Source organism: Bradyrhizobium sp. 63_E2_N1_3, from assembly GCF_052076005.1.
GTDB classification, from domain to species: Bacteria; Pseudomonadota; Alphaproteobacteria; order Rhizobiales; family Xanthobacteraceae; genus Bradyrhizobium; species Bradyrhizobium barranii.
In genome coordinates this window covers 2380956-2397216 of record NZ_CP197235.1, presented here as the reverse complement: position 1 = coordinate 2397216, position 16261 = coordinate 2380956, and the positions used below count along the sequence as shown (strand labels likewise).

Here is a 16261-nt window from a genome sequence, read left to right as displayed (position 1 = left end):
CGGACGCCTAAACCATCGCTTAGGAACGCCGACATTGCGTTATTGAGGGATGTCCGAGACACTACGTTGCATGCAGCGCGAGGCGCTGCCTCGCCGGCCGGCGGAAGTGCCTGGAAGCCGCTATGTTGCATCGTACACTGATATCCGTCGTCGACGACGATCAGCCCCATCGTGAGTCAATGCGAAAGCTAATAATGCTGCTGGGCTATACTGTCGAAGCGTTTTCGTCGGCGGCCGATTTCCTGGCATCGCGGGCTCTGCCTGAAACCGCCTGCTTGGTCACTGACGTTAACATGCCCGGAATGACCGGAGTCGAGCTGCACAGGCGTTTGGTCGATACAGGGTATGCAATCCCAACGATCCTCGTTACCGCCTACCCCGATGAGGTTGTCAGGGATCAGGCTCTGAAGGACGGGGTTATTTGCTATCTCAGCAAGCCAGTGGACGATGACATTCTCGAGCGATGCGTGCGCTCGGCTCTGCGGTCGGGTACGCCGATTGAAGATAATTCATGAGTCGTTGTCCGCCGGCAGCGTAAACTGAAATACAGCGCCGCGAGGTTCGTTCGCTTCCGCCCACAACTTGCCTCCATGTGCTTGGATGATGGAACGGCATATCGACAACCCCATCCCTGTTCCACCGGACTTCGTGGTGTAAAAGGCGTCGAAGACTCGATCGAAATGCCCCGGATCAATGCCCCGCCCCGAATCCCGTACGGCTACGAGGGCGCCGGTCTGATCCTCCCTGGTGCTGATCAATAGCTCTCTCGCCCCTTCCTCAACCAAGCCCATCGCTTCGGCCGCGTTCAGGATCAAGTTCAGCAATACCTGTTGCAGCTGAACGCAATCCCCCATAACCAGAAGCAGTCCATCCGCGAGCCGGGTTTGGACCGAAACGCTGTTCCTGTGAATTGCGCTTTGCGCCAGTACAATCACTTCGTTGATAGCCGAATTGAGATCAAAACGCTCCTTTCGCAGAGGCGCTTTCTTGATGTGATCACGCATCCGTCCGACGATATCCTTGGCGCGGTCAGTGTCCCTCACGACGCAAGCAAGCGCTTCCCTGGTCTCATCCAGATTTGGCGGTTTCATCTCCAGAAAGCGCATCCCTGCGCGGGCGTTGTTACGAGCGGTAGCGATCGGATGCAGAATTTCGTGAGACAGCGAGGCCGCCAATTCTCCCATCATGTTCACGCGGTTCATGTGGGCGAAATCCAGTTCGAACTGACGCAGCTTTTCACGTTCGTCCTGCGCCCGCCTTCGCTCCGTCACATCGACGGTTGTGGTGATAACCTCAGCCAGCGCGCCCCTGGGCGAAAACACATGATAGCTGGTTCCTTCGACCCATTTGATTGTTCCATCGGGTAGGAGAAGTCTGAACTCGGCCACGAAGTCTCTCTTTTGTTGCACGGCCTCCTGAACCGCGCCCCACACTCTGTCGCGGTCCTCTGGGTGAATACGTTCCCAAATACCTTGCCGACTAGGAAGGCCCTGCGACGGATCAAACCCCCAGATCCTGTAACTCTCGTCCGACCAATAGAGGTAACGCATCGTTGTGGCGTTGTAGATCCAATAGCCGGTGCGGCTGAGTCTTTGTGCCTGGCTAAGCGCTTCCTCGACGCGCTTTCGCTCCGTCAAATCGAGCACGAATGCAAGGCCCTCGTCGCCTCCTTCCTTGAACAGAGCAGCGCCAATAAGCACGGGAACGCGGCTGCCGTCCTTCCGAACATACTCCTTCTCGAAGGGTCGAACTATTCCGGCTGAGTTCAGTTCTGCCTGAGTCAGTATGTCCCGCTCGCGCCATTCGGGCGGGGACAGCTCGGTCCAGCGCACGCGGCCCGAAACCAAGTCCGCACGGTCATATCCTACGATGCGTAGAAACGCGTCATTCGCTTCGAGGATCCGTCCTTCGCGATCGGCAATGAGGATCCCAATGATGTTGGCGTCGACCAAACGCCTGATCTTCCCTTCCCGATCCGCGAGGTCGTCATAAAGCCGCGAATTTTCGAGCGAGATGGCCGCCTGCGACGCAAGCACCTTCAAGACTGTGACGCGGTCGGGTGTGAAAACGTGGGCCGCCAAGTTGTTTTCTAGGTAGAGTACGCCGGCCAGTCTGCCTTGTTTGAGCAACGGCAGGCAGAGAATTGAATGGGCGTGATGCTTATGGATGTACTCATCGGCGGAAAACGGGTTCGCGGCGGCGGCATCGTGGATAAGAACGCTCTCTTTTGTCCGGATCACGTAGTGTAGAATGGACTCCGGTAGATTTGCAGCGGTTACACCTGCTTGTCGCTGACCGACGGTCACCATATCATTGCTGATCGTGACTTCCGCCTCAATCCGGTACCCATCGCCGACCGCAAGGATCAACAGACCTCGCCCGGCACCCGCGTACTCAATCGCCGTGCGCATCAGCGTATCGATCAGCTTTTCCAGGACGATCTCGCCCGACACGGTTTGCGAGACTTTGATAACCGTAGATAGATCCAGTTGTTCGACGGGTGCCCCGATCGTGCTTGTGGGGCCTGCAACTGGCTTTTCCTTCCTGAGGTGCGGATACAACTCGTCGAGTTGGCGCACCTTGCCGTCGGCTCCCCAGCGGATGTATCCGTACCGCGCGTCCTGCAGATAGGCATGTGCGATCTTCTCGAACCCGCGTGCGGCATAAAAGCGTGCGGCGACTTCGTTGGCGAGCGCCTCGTTGTGGACCAAGCCATGCGTGTGTGCCGAGCGGATAGCGTGCTCGTAAAGATGTTCGGCATCGAGCGCGCGGCCTTCGATCCGGGCGATCTCCGCCCCGACGAGTGCGGCGCGGTTCTCGAAGTTGTCCGGGCAAGCCATCGCCCAGACCTCGAGCTGTCGGTGGTGCGCAGCCAGTGCCTCGACATGCTCCTGCCGTTGGCCGGCCGCCGCGGACTCGCAGGATGTCGCTCTGGAGAGCGCACTGTAGAAGTGATATTCCGCACATTCGAAAAAAGACGCCGATGTCGGCTGCAGCTGTTGCGCCCTCAATGAGGCCTCGAGGGCACCCACATAGTCGCCGGCAAAGAAACGTGCCTGCAGCTTGCGGGTCCAATACGAGCCCTCGGCCAACGCCAGATCCGGGTTCTTGCGGAAACGAGACTCCAGTAGGAGTTCGTTGAACTGCCCATCGTCAAAGCAACCGAAAATCGGCGTCAAGCCGCGGAGTGTCCGGATCAGCCCTAGCTGGCCGGCAATGGAGTCAATCGCAAAGCCGAACCGCATGTTCCGCGCGAACGCAAGACCATGCTCGACCTCGACCTGCACGATATCGAGCGGATCGCCCGCCGCGAGAAGATACGTGTTCAGGTGGGTGTAGTAGTACGCCGCAAAAGTGAGGTCACCTATCTGGTTTGCTGTCTCAAACGCACGTCGCAGCAGATCACGACCTTCCCGGACATGTCTCGTCCAGAACATAAGTAAGTATCCAAAGTTCAAATAGGTCCTGGCTTGGAAGCGCTTTAGCCCGCGCTGTTCGACCAGTTCATAGCCGAGACGGCCGAATCGAAGTCCCGCCTGGTAGTCGCCGAATTCCGGTCCAGCAAGCCTGGCAAGCACTGCATAGGCGTAGCACGACCCGTCACAATTGCCGCCCTCGAGGCTGAGATTGACTGCTCGACAAATGACCATCGAACGTAGTTTCGCATCTGTATAGTGGGCCGGCGGCCCGAGCTTCGTCAGCACATCAAGGGTCGCGAGCGATACGGGATCGCTCATCAAAGGCAGATCAATCAGGGTTTCTATCGCGCGGGAGCCGAGTTGGGACCAGATCCGGTCATACTCGCACCTTGCCTCGTCTTCCGACGGGTGCGCCGACCAGTCAACACCCAGGTGGCGGAGATAGTCGAGACCGACTGCGATCGCGCGACTGCCCTGATCCAGGGTCGTGTAAAGATCCACCTGCAGGCACGTCACGCGGGCTCGTTCGATCGTCGTTGCGGCACGGGCCGACAGCATCGCCAGGCGCTGCTCGGCTTCCGCCAGTGCACCAGTGAGGAATTCACATTCGGCCCGGTGCAACTCCAGCTCAAAGATCAGGTCGTGCTGGCGCTCCCAGGAGTCCCCTGGCAGCAGTGCTACGCCGGAGACTAGGTAGTTCAGCGCCGAGGCATATGCCGTCGAGGTCTTTGCGCGTTTACCTGCAATGAAATTCAACTCAGCGACCCGCTCAAGCTCCTCAGTTGACGTGATGAGATGCGAGCCGCGGTTGAGCTGATTGACGATTTCGAAGATCGTCTCCTCCAACCTCTCTGGGGGGGTCTGCGCTGCGAGCAGCATCCCTATTCGGAGATGGGCTTCGGCACGCGATTCCTCCGGAATCAAGGAGTAGGCCGCTTCCTGGACACGGTCGTGGAGAAACTTGTAGGAATCCTCTGAACGAAAGATCAGCCCTGCTCGCACCGCTTCCCAAAGCTGCCCGTGCATCTCCTCCCCGGAGTCCTGGTAAGCGAGCCGCAACATGGCGGACCCTGCATCGTTGCCCAGGCAGGCGAGCTTTTGCAGTGCGTTCCGGGTTTCCGCGGACAGACGGTTCAGCTTCCCCACCATAAGGTCCACCACATTGTCGGTGTAACCTTTGGCGTGAATGCGATTCAGGTCCCAGCACCATCGCGCCTCGTCATAATCGAAAGTGAGCAATGCTTCGTCGGCGAGCGCAGAAATGAACTGAATAGCGAAAAGCGGATTGCCGGTTGTCTTTTCGTGAATCAGCTGTGCTAGCGGCGCGATTTTCCCCGGTTCGCTGTGAACGGAATCCGCGATTAATTGTCCCAGATCTTCACAGGATAAGGGCGCCAATACGATGTCGTGTAGTATCGCTCCGGCTTGGCGGATCGCTTCAAGCTTGCGTGTCAGCGGATGGACGGGATCGACTTCGTTGTTGCGGTAAGCGCCAATCAACAACAGGTTCTGTACATCCGGCCGGGTCAACAGATCCTGAAGCAAATCGAGCGTTGCTGCATCGAGCCATTGGAGATCATCAAGGAACAGGGCGAGCGGATGTTCCGGTCGCCCGAATACACTGATGAATCGCCGGAACACCAGCTGAAAGCGACCCTGCACGTCCTGTGGCGGCAGTTCGGGAACCGGTGGCTGTTCGCCGATGATGTGTTTCAATTCCGGAACGAGATCGACAATGAGCCGAGCGTTCGGCTCAAGCGCCTCGAGCAGCGCCTCCCGCCATTTCCGCAACTCCGCTTCGGTCTTGCTCAAGAGAGGGCGGATCAGGCTCTGAAAGGCCTGCGCAAGGGTGACGTAGGGGATGTCGCGTTTGTACTGATCAAGCTTGCCCGACGCAAAAAGACCGCGGGGCGGAACAAGCCGCTTATGAAGCTCGTTAACGACCGCGGATTTGCCGATGCCGGAGTATCCGGAAACGAGGACCAACTCCGGCCTGCCGCCGGCAACGATACGGTCGAAGGAGGCAAGCAGGGTATCGATCTCGGCTGTCCGACCATACAATTTCTCGGGGATCAGCAGCCGATCCGGAGTGTCATGTTCCCCGGGCGGAAATTCGTCGATATCGCCTCGGGTTTCCCATTCGGCGAGGCAGCGCCGTAAATCGCTCTCGGCGCCTGCAGCCGTCTGGTAACGCTCCTCGGCAGTCTTGGCGAGCAGCTTCATAATGATCGCAGAGACGGAGCCTGGGAGGCTCTTTAACCGCTCGCTGGGCGGCGCCGGTCGTCTTGCGATATGGCAGTGCACCCATTCCATCGGATCGGCCGCCGTGAAGGGCAGCACGCCCGTGAGCATCTGGTACAGCGTGACGCCGAGGGCGTAGAGGTCGCTGCGGGCGTCGATCGAGCGGTTCATCCGCCCGGTTTGTTCGGGTGCCATGTAAGCGAGCGTACCGGCGATGGTCTCGGGCGGCTCGGGCGCCTGCCGCTCGCGGGACAGGCGCGATGCGATGCCAAACCCGATGAGACGCACGTGTCCATCCGCGCAGTCCACCACGATATTAGCTGGCTTGATGTCTTTGTGGATGAGCCCGCGCTGATGAAGCTTGCCCAAGGCTGAGGTAACGGCGATAGCCAGGCACAGGAAGCGCGCTACCTCCATGGGCTCACCGAGCAAATGTTCGAGCGGCTGGCCGCCTGGATCATCGAGCACTAGCACGGTCCGACCGGCGTCGCGCATGAGGGCCAGCGGCCGCACCGCCCATGCCCCGTCGAGTTCATCCTTCAGCTCGTATTCGTGCGTGAGACGATCGAGTCTTGACCGGGACGGGTGATCGGCGGCAGGAGCAACGAGCAGGACGGCGAGCCGGTTGCCATTGTCGTCCACTCGCCAGCCGCGGCTAAACACGCGCTCGCCATCCTCCCACAACACCTGGGAACTACCATCCGAGTATGCGACGTTCAGCGACTGCCGCACCATCTGTCAGACTCCGGCGTCGGGCTTCGGCCCGAAGTCGGCCAATCAAGCGCTTCGCGCGCCACACGCGCGGTTTCTCCCCCGCCGGGAGAAATCGTACTCCGTCGCCCGAGAAATGCCAGCCGATCCCCGGTCCGACCGGATACGGCTATAGGGATCCCCCTCGCAGAAGCCGGCCTTATTGCCGCGAAATTCGCCGGTAAAGCAATGGATCGAGAGTTCCGCTCGATCGAAATCCCCGTGGAACGAGCGCCGCTCTCTCGCCGCAGAATCCCAGGCGCGCCCCAGCCGTTCCGATAACGATCGGCTATCAACTCCATGGCGAGAGGTGACTTTCCTTTCAACTGGCTTGAACACAATCTGCAACCAATCGCCCCCATCCTCGATACCGGCCGAAGTCGGCGTTCTGTTGAACGATCGCAGGCAAGGAGGTCCGAGATGCGTCGATCGCTTCAGGGCACGCCGCCAGGGTGAGCACAATTGGATGGGCTGGTTCCAACACGCTTCGACCAGTCGCCCGAAAACCACGCGAGGGCGTCATGACGCTTCATATCTCACAGCGAGGCAAAGAATATTTGAGGACAGCGAAGACCTTGCTTCGCTCTGCCAAAGCCATGACGGACCACGTGATTGCGGCTCAGCTGAAGGCTCTTGCCGACGACCACGAGCGGCGAGCCAAGAAGGCTTCGCTCGACGGTGCAAGGGATTGCTCGATCCGCCGCTAGACTACACGTGAAATGCGTGAGCCGTCGAATAGGCGTCGCGGCAGCGGCCCAGCGGCTGCTAAGCTGGGGCTGCCAACGTCATAGCGCACCGCGGCCAACGCAGCTCATTCCGCCGCGGCCGCGGCCGCGTTCGGCTGAATTGGCCTGCCCTCGTTCGTGCCTTCCGCGAGGTTGCGCACCACGACATAGAAAATCGGCGTGAAGATCAGGCCGAACAGCGTGACGCCGAGCATGCCGAAGAACACGGCGACGCCGACCGCCTGGCGCATCTCCGAGCCCGAACCGGTAGAAACCACCAGGGGCAGCACGCCGAGGATGAAAGCAAACGAGGTCATCAGAATCGGCCGCAGGCGGAGCCGGCAGGCCTCAATGACAGCCTCCAGCCGCGACCTGCCCTCAAGCTCGATATCGCGCGCGAACTCGACGATCAGGATCGCGTTTTTGGCCGCAAGTCCGACCAGCACCACGAAGCCGATCTGGGTTAGGATGTTGACGTCCTGACCCATGATGCGCACCCCGATGGTGGCCGCGAACAGGCACATCGGCACGATCAGGATCACCGCGAATGGCAACGTCCAGCTGCCATATTGCGCTGCCAGCACCAAATAGACGAACAGCACACAGATCGGGAACACATAGAGGCCGGCATTGCCACCCATCACCTGTTGATAGGACAGGTCGGTCCATTCGAGAGAAAAGCCGCTCGGCAACGTTTCGTCGGCCAATCGCTTGATGGTGCTGAGCGCTGTGGCCGAGCTTACGCCCGTGGCCGGCTCACCTTGCATCTCGGATGCCGAGTAGAGATTGTATCGCGCCACACGATCGGGTCCCGAGATGTCCTTGAAGTCAACGACGCTGCCGAGCATCACCATGTCGCCGGCCGCGTTCCGGGTACGCAGCCGCGCGAGATCGGAAGTCTCCTTGCGGAATGGGAGATCGGCCTGCGCGGTGACGTGATAGGTACGCCCGAACAAATTAAAGTCGTTGACATAGGTCGAACCGAAGTAGGTCTCGATCGTGTCGGTGATGTTGGCGATGGGGACCGCGAGCTTCTGCGCCTTGACACGATCGATATCGACAAACAGCTGCGGCGTATTCGCCGTGAAAGGCGAGAACACCGAGGTCAGATTTGGCGACTTACGCGCGGCGGCGACGAGCTCGTCCGTCGCCGCTGCGAGCAGCTCGGGACCGCGCCCTTGTCGATCCTGGATGCGGATGGCGAAGCCGCCACCGGTGCCGATGCCTGGCACCGCGGGCGGTGGAATGACGATGATGAAAGCGCCCTGGATCGCCGACAGCCGCTTGCGTAGATCGGCCGTGATCGCGTTGGCCGTCAATCCCTTCTTCTGCCGCGCCTCCGGCTCGTCGAACACCGGGAACAGCGCTGCGGCATTGCCGGCCTGCGTGCGCGTCGCGCCGGAGAACCCGCTGAACGCCCCGACACGGACGATACCTGGCGTATCCAGCGCGATCCGCTCGATTTCGCGCACCACCGCAGCGGTCCGCGCCAGCGATGCGGCGCCTGGCAATTGCGCCGAGATGATGAGGTAACCCCGATCCTGCGCGGGAATGAAGCCCTGCGAGGTGGTGGCGAGTAGCCAGCCGGCGCTGCCGATCAGCCCGAGATAGATCACAAGCATCACCACCGTATGCCGGATCACGAAGTCGGCAGTGGCCGCGTAGCCGCGCGCTAGTCGATCGAAGATGCGGTTGAACAGCGCGGTGAAGCCGTCCCAGCCGCGCGCAATGACGTTCCAGCGCGCCGGCGGACGTTTCTCCTCGTGTGGCGTAAGAATCTGGGAGGCCAGTGCCGGCGACAGTGTCAGCGAGCAGAAGCAGGAGATCGCGGTCGCGACTGCGATGGTGACGGCGAATTGCTGGAAGAACTGCCCGGAGATGCCGCCCAGGAAAGCTGTTGGCACGAACACCGCGCAGAGCACGAGTGCGATCGAGACCAGCGCGCCGCCGACTTCCTCCATGGTCTTGAGCGCCGCCTCGCGCCGGCTCATACCGTGCTGGAGATGTCTCTCGACATTCTCGACAACCACGATGGCGTCGTCGACCACGATGCCGACCGCGAGAACCAGACCGAAGAGCGTCAAATTATTGATCGAGAATCCAAGCGCGGCCATCACCGCGAAGGTGCCGACCAGCGACACCGGGATCGCGATGATCGGGATGATCGCAGGCCGCCATCCCTGCAAGAACACCAGCACCACAATGACGACGAGCGCCATCGCCTCGTAGACCGTCTTAATCAGCTCATGGACCGATTGGGCGATGAATTCGGTGGGGTTGTAGCCGATATTGTAGTCGAGCCCCTTCGGAAAACTCTCCTTCAGCTTCGCCATGGTGGTGGAGATTGCCTTCGCCGTGGCGAGCGCGTTCGATCCGGGCCGTTGCGTCACCACCATTGCGACGGCCGACTTGCGCAGTATGCGGCTGCTGGTGGCGTAGGAGAGCGCACCGAGCTCGACGCGCGCGACGTCGCGCAGACGTACGGTGCGGCCGTCGGAACCGGCCTTCACCACGATGTCCTCAAACTGCCCGATATCTTTGAGGCGGCCAGTGAAGACGAGGTTCGGTTGGAGCGCGCGATCGGCGATCGGCGGCTCAGCGATCTGTCCGCCGGTGATCTGCAGGTTCTGGGCGCGGATCGCCGCCAGCACCTCGCCCGATGTCAGGCCGACATCAGCGATCCGGTCGGGATCGAGCCACACTCGCATCGAGTAGTCGCGCGCGCCGAACATCTGGATGTCACCGACGCCGTCGAGCCGCAAAAGCTGATCGCGCACCTGCAGCAGCGTGTAGTTGGAGATGTAGAGTTGATCGAACGAGTCGTCGGGCGACAGCACGAATACGGCCATCAGGATGTCGGGCGAGTTCTTGCGGGTTACGACGCCGTTGCGCTGCACCTCGTCCGGCAGCCGCGGCTGCGCAATCGCGACGCGGTTCTGCACAAGTACCTGCGCCTTGTCGAGGTCGGTACCGAGCTTGAAGGTGACGGTGATGGTGAGCTGGCCGTTCGAGGTCGCCTGGCTGTAGAGATACAGCATGTCCTCGACGCCGTTGATCTCCTGCTCGATCGGGGCTGCCACCGTGTCGGATACGGTCTGCGCTGAGGCGCCGGGATATTGCGTGGTGACGGTGACGGTCGGCGGCACCGCCTGCGGATATTCCGAGACCGGCAGCGTCTGGTAGGCGATCGTGCCGACGATCACAAGCACGATCGACAGTACCATCGCCAAGATGGGCTGGTTGATGGAAAGCTTTCCAAGATTCATGGCTTCGCACCTGCCGGGGTCTTGTCGTCTGCCGGCGCCTGCGCCATTTTCGGTGTCACCTTGGCGCCGACGCGGGCACGCTGCAGCCCGTCGACGATGACCTGATCCCCCGGCATGAGGCCCTCGCGAATCACGCGCAGCCCCCCATCGAGCGGCCCGAGTATCACCGGCCTTACATCTACCGTGTTGTCCGCCTTGACCACGAACACGATCTTGCGCGACTGGTCGGTGGCTATAGCGGCGTCCGGAATCAGCAGCGCCTCGTAGGGCGACGAGCCGATGATCCTGACGCGGCCAAACTGCCCCGGGAGGATCGAGAGATCCTTGTTCGGGACAATCGCGCGGCTGCGCAGCGTCGCAGTCGAGATGTCCAGTCGATTGTCGAGGAAGTCCATCTTCCCCACATGCGAGGGCTTTGTCTCGCCGGTCAGCGTCACCTGCACGGGATTTGACGTATCGCGCGAACTTGGCCGCTTGCCTTCGAACCACAGCCTGCTGTTGCGCTGATAGGTCGCCTCGTCGACGTCGAAATAGATGTAAATCGGATCGAGCGACACGATCGAGGTGAGCAACGTCGCGCCGCTATCGGCGCCCTGCACGAGGTTGCCGGGGGTCACCAGATGGCGACTGACGCGGCCGGTGATCGGCGCCAGCACGTGGGTGAATTCGACATTGAGCTGCGCGGCCTTCAGCGCACCCTCGGCCTGCGTCTCGGCCGCATAAGCCGCCTGCAAGGCCTGACGGCGCTGATCGACGACCTGCACCGAAACTGCGCTCGTCTGGACCAGGTTCAGCCCACGGTCGAGTTCACGCTTGGCAAGCTCTGCCTTGGCCCGCGCGTCGTCGAGTTGGCCCTGCGCTTGTGAGGCGACCGCCTCGAACGGGCGCGGATCAATGATGTAGAGCAGATCGCTGGCATGAACGATCGCACCGTCTGTGAACTCGACGCTGTTGACGAAACCACCGACGCGGGCACGGACCTGAACCTCCTGTATCGCCTCAAAGCGGCCGGTGAACTCGTCCCAGTCAGTGACCGTGCGCTTGACTGGTTGCGCGACTGTAACCAGCGGCGGTGCAGGCGCAGCCTCCTGCGATTGTGCCTTCTTGTCGCAGCCCGCGAGCGCCAGCGCGAACAGCAGACCGATCGGTGCGACGAAGCATCGTGGAAAGCGATAAAACGAACCGCGATCGAGCTGAGGTGCCGGAGCCGGTTGCACCATTCTATCAGTCATACTCACTTCCGTCTCTCCAAAAACCCAGCGCGATGATCTAGATTACGTCGTTGCTTCGCATATCGACCCACTGCGCTCTCGAGCTTTCATCGTGATCCGCGCTTTGATCGCAGAGCCGCAGGTTCAGGCTCGACGATGCTTTGGAGAATGGCCTTGCAATGCCGGCGACGGAAATCACCTCTCGCCATGGACTCGATAAACGGTCGTTATTGCTGCTCGCCGCGCGAGCGCGATGCCGTCGCGAGGAATGCCGCAGGCCGCGTGGCACTCGAAACCGCGACGTCTTATTCTGCGGGAAATTCACAGTCGCGCTCGGTCAGAGCCGGTAAGATCAAACATACCCGAAACAGCTGGACCGAACAGAGAATCAAGCAGTAGCTCCCGCGCAGCGGCCTTCATGTTCGCGGGTGTGCCGGTAGCTAAGCCGACGGCCGCTCAGAGAGGGCCGTCATACTCGCCACGCGCCGGATAATCCCTGGCGATAGCGAAATCGATCGCTTTAAGCAATTCCGAGAACAACGGACGTGCGAACGGCATTGTTTGAACAGCGCCGTAGTACAAAGTACCATCCGGTCGGACGAGGAATACGCCGGGCTCCGAAAACAGTGACGGCTCTTCGATGTTGATCGATGTCTTTCCACGCGACGACGAAATATAGAGACCCCACTTGCGAGCAACCGCCAGCGGCAGTGAATATCCGAATCGCAAGCTGGCGCCGACCTTGTTTGCCATTTCCTGAGCGCGCTCGCGAACGTCAGAGCTGATAGCGATGACCTTTGTACCGCGACGCTCATATTCGGGTATCAGCGATTCCAGCTCGCGCAGATATTTGAGGCAGACCGGGCAATGGAGTCCGCGATAAAAGCATATCAGCGTAAACAGCTTCGGCGCGTCGGCAGCAAGATCAAATTCGCCATGAGCAAGGGTCGGCACGCGCAGTTCGGGAACCGGTCGACGAGGCAGCAGCATTCTCTTCTCCGCAGTGTTTTCCTAAGTACGTCGGGAATTCCGGCACCCGCCGATCGCGCACGAGCCATCACTCCGCCCCGCCCTGCAGGGTGAAACTACGTCGCCGACCTTCAATTGAGAAATGTCCGACCGTTATGATTTCCATTCCCGCGCGTTGTTTCTCCGACCGAGACTTCGCCTCGATGGAAGTCAATGCGTCGTCGCGAGCGGAAGACCGTCAAGCCCGGCGCGCGGGTTCACGGATTTTCTCGTCGCGGAGCTTCGGCACCGACTCCCGAAGCATTCCCGGCGGTTATGGACATGATAGCTTTACCCGAATGGTTGCCGGATTTAAGTGCTGAACGCGCCGGCCGGAGCGGACGCCGCGCTGAGACCTCGCGCTATCTGCAAGACTTGTTCTGCGCTGCCTGCTTGCGTTCACGCTCGTCGAAGCCGGTGGTCGATCATTCGAACAATCGGGACCTAGTCATGACCAAGATCCGCGAAGTTGTTGTCGCAAGCGACCCCACCAATCCTGGTGCACTGGTATGCCGTGTCGGCGGCTCTCATTTTACTGTCGGCGGCCCGGATGGCGTCGGCCGCATTTCTTCTGGTCCCAATCCTTACGACCTCCTTAGCGCATCTCTCGCCGCATGCACCGCTATGAGCATTCGTTTTCAGGCTCGACGCCAGAGACTTCCGCTGGAGCGGCTGGAAGTGAGCGTCAGCTTCCGCCATGGCGCTCTGGGCGAACGAGATTCGTTCGCACGCACCCTCGTGCTGGAAGGAGAACTCGATGCTCATCAGCGCGCGCTCCTGCTGGAAGCCGCAAACCTCTGCCCCGTTGGCAAGATTCTCGGCATCGGCGCCGCTATCAACACGCGCCTCGGCGCTACTGCTTCCGGCCACAGCCCAAGCACTCAGGCCAGCTACGAGGATGATCTGGCTCAACTCCCGATCCCGAATATCACTCCGGATTGAGCGTCTCTCGTGCGGTCGATCACCGCACCGGCGCATCGCAGCCGATCAAACCCGCATTGCAGCTCTTTCTTGCGTCCTCAGTGCCCGGAAATCATCCCTCGCGGGGCATTCGTCCCGACGTTCACTGCCGACGCGCTTTGATCTTTCGCGTCGATGGCATCGATTCCATAGCCACAGGTCATTGGACCGTCGAATTTGGCGATCGTATTTTTGGTCGCCCGCAAGGCAATTCGGAAGATGACGACATACCACACACGAGGAGGTTGGCGATGAGGGCAATCGTCGTGGCGGACCAAGCTGCGGGAACGGTCGGGATGAAGCTGGTGGAGCGACCCGAACCGCGGCCAGCAATAAACGACGTCGTCGTTCAAGTTTATGCGTCAGGATTCGTTGGAACCGAGCTGTCGTGGCCTTCGACGTGGACCGATCGCCTCGATCGTGACCGGACACCGTCGATTCCCGGGCACGAGTTGGCCGGAGTGGTCACCGCTCTCGGATATGGCACGACGGGCCTGTCGGTGGGACAGCGGGTGTTCGGCCTCGCGGACTGGTATCGCGATGGCACACTGGCCGAGTATGTGGCGATCGAGGCACGCAACCTGGCGCCGCTGCCGGGCGACGTTGACTTCACGGTGGGCGCGAGCCTGCCGGTCTCGGGTCTGACCGCGTGGCAGGGATTGTTCGTGCACGGCCGCCTTCAGGCGGGGCAGCGCGTCCTCGCGCACGGCGCGGCCGGCGCAGTCGGGTCGATGGTGACGCAACTCGCGCGTGAGGCCGGCGCCTATGTCATCGGCACCGGACGCGCCGCCGACCGTCAGAAGGCGCTCGACTTCGGCGCGAATGAGTTCGTCGACCTGGAGAACGACGCTCTAGACGACATCGGCCCGGTCGACCTGGTGTTCGATCTCATTGGCGGCGACATCAGGAAACGCTCCGCGCGCCTGGTTCGATCCGGAGGAACGCTGGTGTCCATCGTCGGGCCGGCCGAGGCGCGGCCCGCCGATGGCCTGGCGGTCGACTTCGTCGTCGAGTCCGATCGTGCCCAACTGAGTGAGATCGTCCGGCGGGTTCGCGACGGGCGACTGCGCACGAACGTCGGCCACGTAACGACACTCGAAGATGCCGTCGCCGCCTTCAATCCAACAAAGCGGATCGGCGGGAAGACGATCATCCGCGTTCGTCCGTGAACGACCCACATTCGATGCACGCGGCCGTCACGTCCTACCAGACGCGCCGCAACCCAGGAAACTACCACGGCCCCCGGGCATGAGATGCCAGACGGGCTCCATCCCTGCGGCATTTCGAGCAAAGAGAGCGAAAGCACTCGTTATCTCAAGTCATCCCCTAACGCACAGGAATCACCATGACCAACAGAATCGCCATGACCAATGCCGTCATCGAATGTATCCTGAGCCGCAGCTCCGCCAAATACTACGACCCTGCCGCCACTTTGAGCGATGACCAAATCAGCGAGCTGGTGCGAATCGGCACTACTGCGCCGACATCCTTCCATTTGCAGAACTGGCGCTTCATCGCGGTACGCACGCCTGAAGCCAAGGCTCGGTTGAGTCCGATCGCCTGGAAGCAGCCGGCGATCACTGAAGCCGCCGTTACCTTTATCATCTGCGGCCAGTTGGCTGATTCCAGTGTAATTCCGGACCGCCTGGCGCCGGTGGTGGAGGCGGGTATCATGCCGGCAAAGTTGATACCGGATTGGGAAATCCCCGCACGCGATCTCTATAAGGACTACCCGCAGCGCCAGCGCGACGAAGCAGTGCGCACCGGCGCCTTCGGTGCGGCGGCGATGATCTATGCGGCCCGATCGCTGGGCCTGGGTTCGACGCCGATGATCGGTTTCGATGCCGAAGCGGTGCACCGAGATTTTGGATTGGCCGAGGACGAAGTCCCGGTCATGCTGCTGTCCGTAGGAGCGGAGCGTCCGGGAAACTGGCCGCAGAAGCCGCGTCGCCCGGTGGCCGATGTGTTGGACCTCATTTAGTGATCAGTGAAACCGAGAACCTGCGAAGATTATGATGCCAAGAATTACAGCTCTGAAGCCGGAACAAGTGCCGGCGGATTCGAAACCGACCCTCGATATGTTCACCAAGAACATCGGGTTCACCCCAAATATGATGGCGACATTCGCGGCAAGCCCGATCGCGTTCAACTCATGGGCCGCCCTGCTTGGCTCCTTGAGCAAGGCGCTAGACGTGAAGACGCGCGACAGCATCGGCCTCGCTGTCTCCGAAGTGAATGGCTGCGACTACTGCCTGACGATTCACAGCTTTACGGCCAATCATATGGCCAAGCTGCCCGCCAATGAAATCACTCTCGCTCGGAAGGGCCATGCCAGCGACCCGAAGCGGGACGCTGCCATCCAGTTTGCGCGTAGAGTCATCGAGACCCGCGGCAAGGTTAGTGACGCCGATCTGAAAGTCGTCCGCGACGCAGGCTACACGGATGCCAACGTCATCGAGATAGTCGCGCTGGTGGCCATGTACTCTCTGACGAACTTTTTCAACAACGTGTTCGATCCCGAGAAGGACTTTCCTGCCGTTGCGCCGGCTGGATCGATCTGAACTCAATCCATTCGCATCTACGATCTCTGAGGAGCCTCTATGATGCGAGCATCACGCAAGGCTCGGACGCACCCGGGAAGGATTCTTGGGAACGCGTCCGGGCTTTTGGTTGGCGCGAAG

Annotated in this window: 10 protein-coding genes; 6 read left to right on the top strand and 4 right to left on the bottom strand. The window is 60.8% G+C overall.

Annotated elements, in window-relative coordinates; translation table 11 throughout:
* The first annotated feature begins 122 nt into the window (after positions 1–122).
* Positions 123–515, top strand: a complete 393-nt coding sequence (locus AB7531_RS11095; RefSeq protein ID WP_063981756.1) for a response regulator transcription factor — start codon at positions 123–125, stop codon at positions 513–515.
* On the opposite strand, the gene AB7531_RS11090 is transcribed toward AB7531_RS11095, so the two are convergent.
* A complete protein-coding gene (locus AB7531_RS11090) occupies positions 510–6395 on the bottom strand; it encodes an AAA family ATPase (RefSeq protein WP_441279951.1) in 5886 nt (1961 codons plus the stop codon). The two genes, AB7531_RS11095 and AB7531_RS11090, sit on opposite strands and share 6 nt — an antisense overlap.
* A 536-nt stretch (positions 6396–6931) precedes the next feature.
* Here AB7531_RS11090 and AB7531_RS11085 point away from each other — a divergent pair.
* Positions 6932–7117 (top strand): hypothetical protein, encoded by a 186-nt coding sequence (locus AB7531_RS11085; protein WP_063981754.1) that lies wholly within the window; start codon positions 6932–6934, stop codon positions 7115–7117.
* 104 nt (positions 7118–7221) lie between these two features.
* Here AB7531_RS11085 and AB7531_RS11080 read toward each other — a convergent pair whose 3' ends face one another.
* The 3 genes from AB7531_RS11080 to AB7531_RS11070 all read right to left on the bottom strand — a co-directional run bounded on the left by AB7531_RS11080 (position 7222) and on the right by AB7531_RS11070 (position 12602).
* Positions 7222–10401 (bottom strand): efflux RND transporter permease subunit, encoded by a 3180-nt coding sequence (locus AB7531_RS11080; RefSeq protein WP_063981753.1) that lies wholly within the window; start codon positions 10399–10401, stop codon positions 7222–7224.
* Positions 10398–11621, bottom strand: coding sequence for an efflux RND transporter periplasmic adaptor subunit (locus AB7531_RS11075; protein WP_063981752.1), 1224 nt, complete (start codon positions 11619–11621; stop codon positions 10398–10400). Before AB7531_RS11075 ends, AB7531_RS11080 begins: the two co-directional genes overlap by 4 nt.
* 447 nt (positions 11622–12068) lie before the next feature.
* On the bottom strand, positions 12069–12602 hold the full coding sequence (locus tag AB7531_RS11070) for a peroxiredoxin-like family protein (RefSeq protein ID WP_063981751.1): 534 nt from the start codon (positions 12600–12602) through the stop codon (positions 12069–12071).
* A gap of 468 nt (positions 12603–13070) precedes the next feature.
* Between AB7531_RS11070 and AB7531_RS11065 the strand changes: the two genes are divergently transcribed.
* The 4 genes from AB7531_RS11065 (at position 13071) to AB7531_RS11050 (ending at position 16141) form a co-directional block, all read left to right on the top strand.
* Positions 13071–13562 carry an OsmC family protein gene (locus AB7531_RS11065; RefSeq protein WP_187387969.1) on the top strand — a complete coding sequence of 164 codons (492 nt, stop codon included), beginning with the start codon at positions 13071–13073 and terminating at the stop codon, positions 13560–13562.
* 269 nt (positions 13563–13831) lie between these two features.
* Entirely contained in the window at positions 13832–14749 is a 918-nt protein-coding gene (locus tag AB7531_RS11060; protein ID WP_063986174.1) for an NADP-dependent oxidoreductase, read from the top strand.
* Positions 14750–14925: 176 nt separating this feature from the next.
* Complete coding sequence (locus tag AB7531_RS11055; protein WP_063981749.1) at positions 14926–15561, top strand: nitroreductase family protein; 636 nt, start codon at positions 14926–14928, stop codon at positions 15559–15561.
* Between the two features lie 34 nt (positions 15562–15595).
* The gene (locus AB7531_RS11050; protein ID WP_063986173.1) at positions 15596–16141 is read left to right on the top strand and encodes a carboxymuconolactone decarboxylase family protein; all 546 of its coding nucleotides are present in this window, start codon (positions 15596–15598) and stop codon (positions 16139–16141) included.
* Positions 16142–16261 lie beyond the last annotated feature (120 nt).

Coding starts and splice junctions, on each gene's coding strand:
- AB7531_RS11095 (WP_063981756.1), top strand. CDS start 123: ATGTTGCATCGTACACTGATATCCGTCGTCGACGACGATCAGCCCCAT.
- AB7531_RS11090 (WP_441279951.1), bottom strand. CDS start 6,395: ATGGTGCGGCAGTCGCTGAACGTCGCATACTCGGATGGTAGTTCCCAG.
- AB7531_RS11085 (WP_063981754.1), top strand. CDS start 6,932: ATGACGCTTCATATCTCACAGCGAGGCAAAGAATATTTGAGGACAGCG.
- AB7531_RS11080 (WP_063981753.1), bottom strand. CDS start 10,401: ATGAATCTTGGAAAGCTTTCCATCAACCAGCCCATCTTGGCGATGGTA.
- AB7531_RS11075 (WP_063981752.1), bottom strand. CDS start 11,621: ATGGTGCAACCGGCTCCGGCACCTCAGCTCGATCGCGGTTCGTTTTAT.
- AB7531_RS11070 (WP_063981751.1), bottom strand. CDS start 12,602: ATGCTGCTGCCTCGTCGACCGGTTCCCGAACTGCGCGTGCCGACCCTT.
- AB7531_RS11065 (WP_187387969.1), top strand. CDS start 13,071: ATGACCAAGATCCGCGAAGTTGTTGTCGCAAGCGACCCCACCAATCCT.
- AB7531_RS11060 (WP_063986174.1), top strand. CDS start 13,832: ATGAGGGCAATCGTCGTGGCGGACCAAGCTGCGGGAACGGTCGGGATG.
- AB7531_RS11055 (WP_063981749.1), top strand. CDS start 14,926: ATGACCAACAGAATCGCCATGACCAATGCCGTCATCGAATGTATCCTG.
- AB7531_RS11050 (WP_063986173.1), top strand. CDS start 15,596: ATGCCAAGAATTACAGCTCTGAAGCCGGAACAAGTGCCGGCGGATTCG.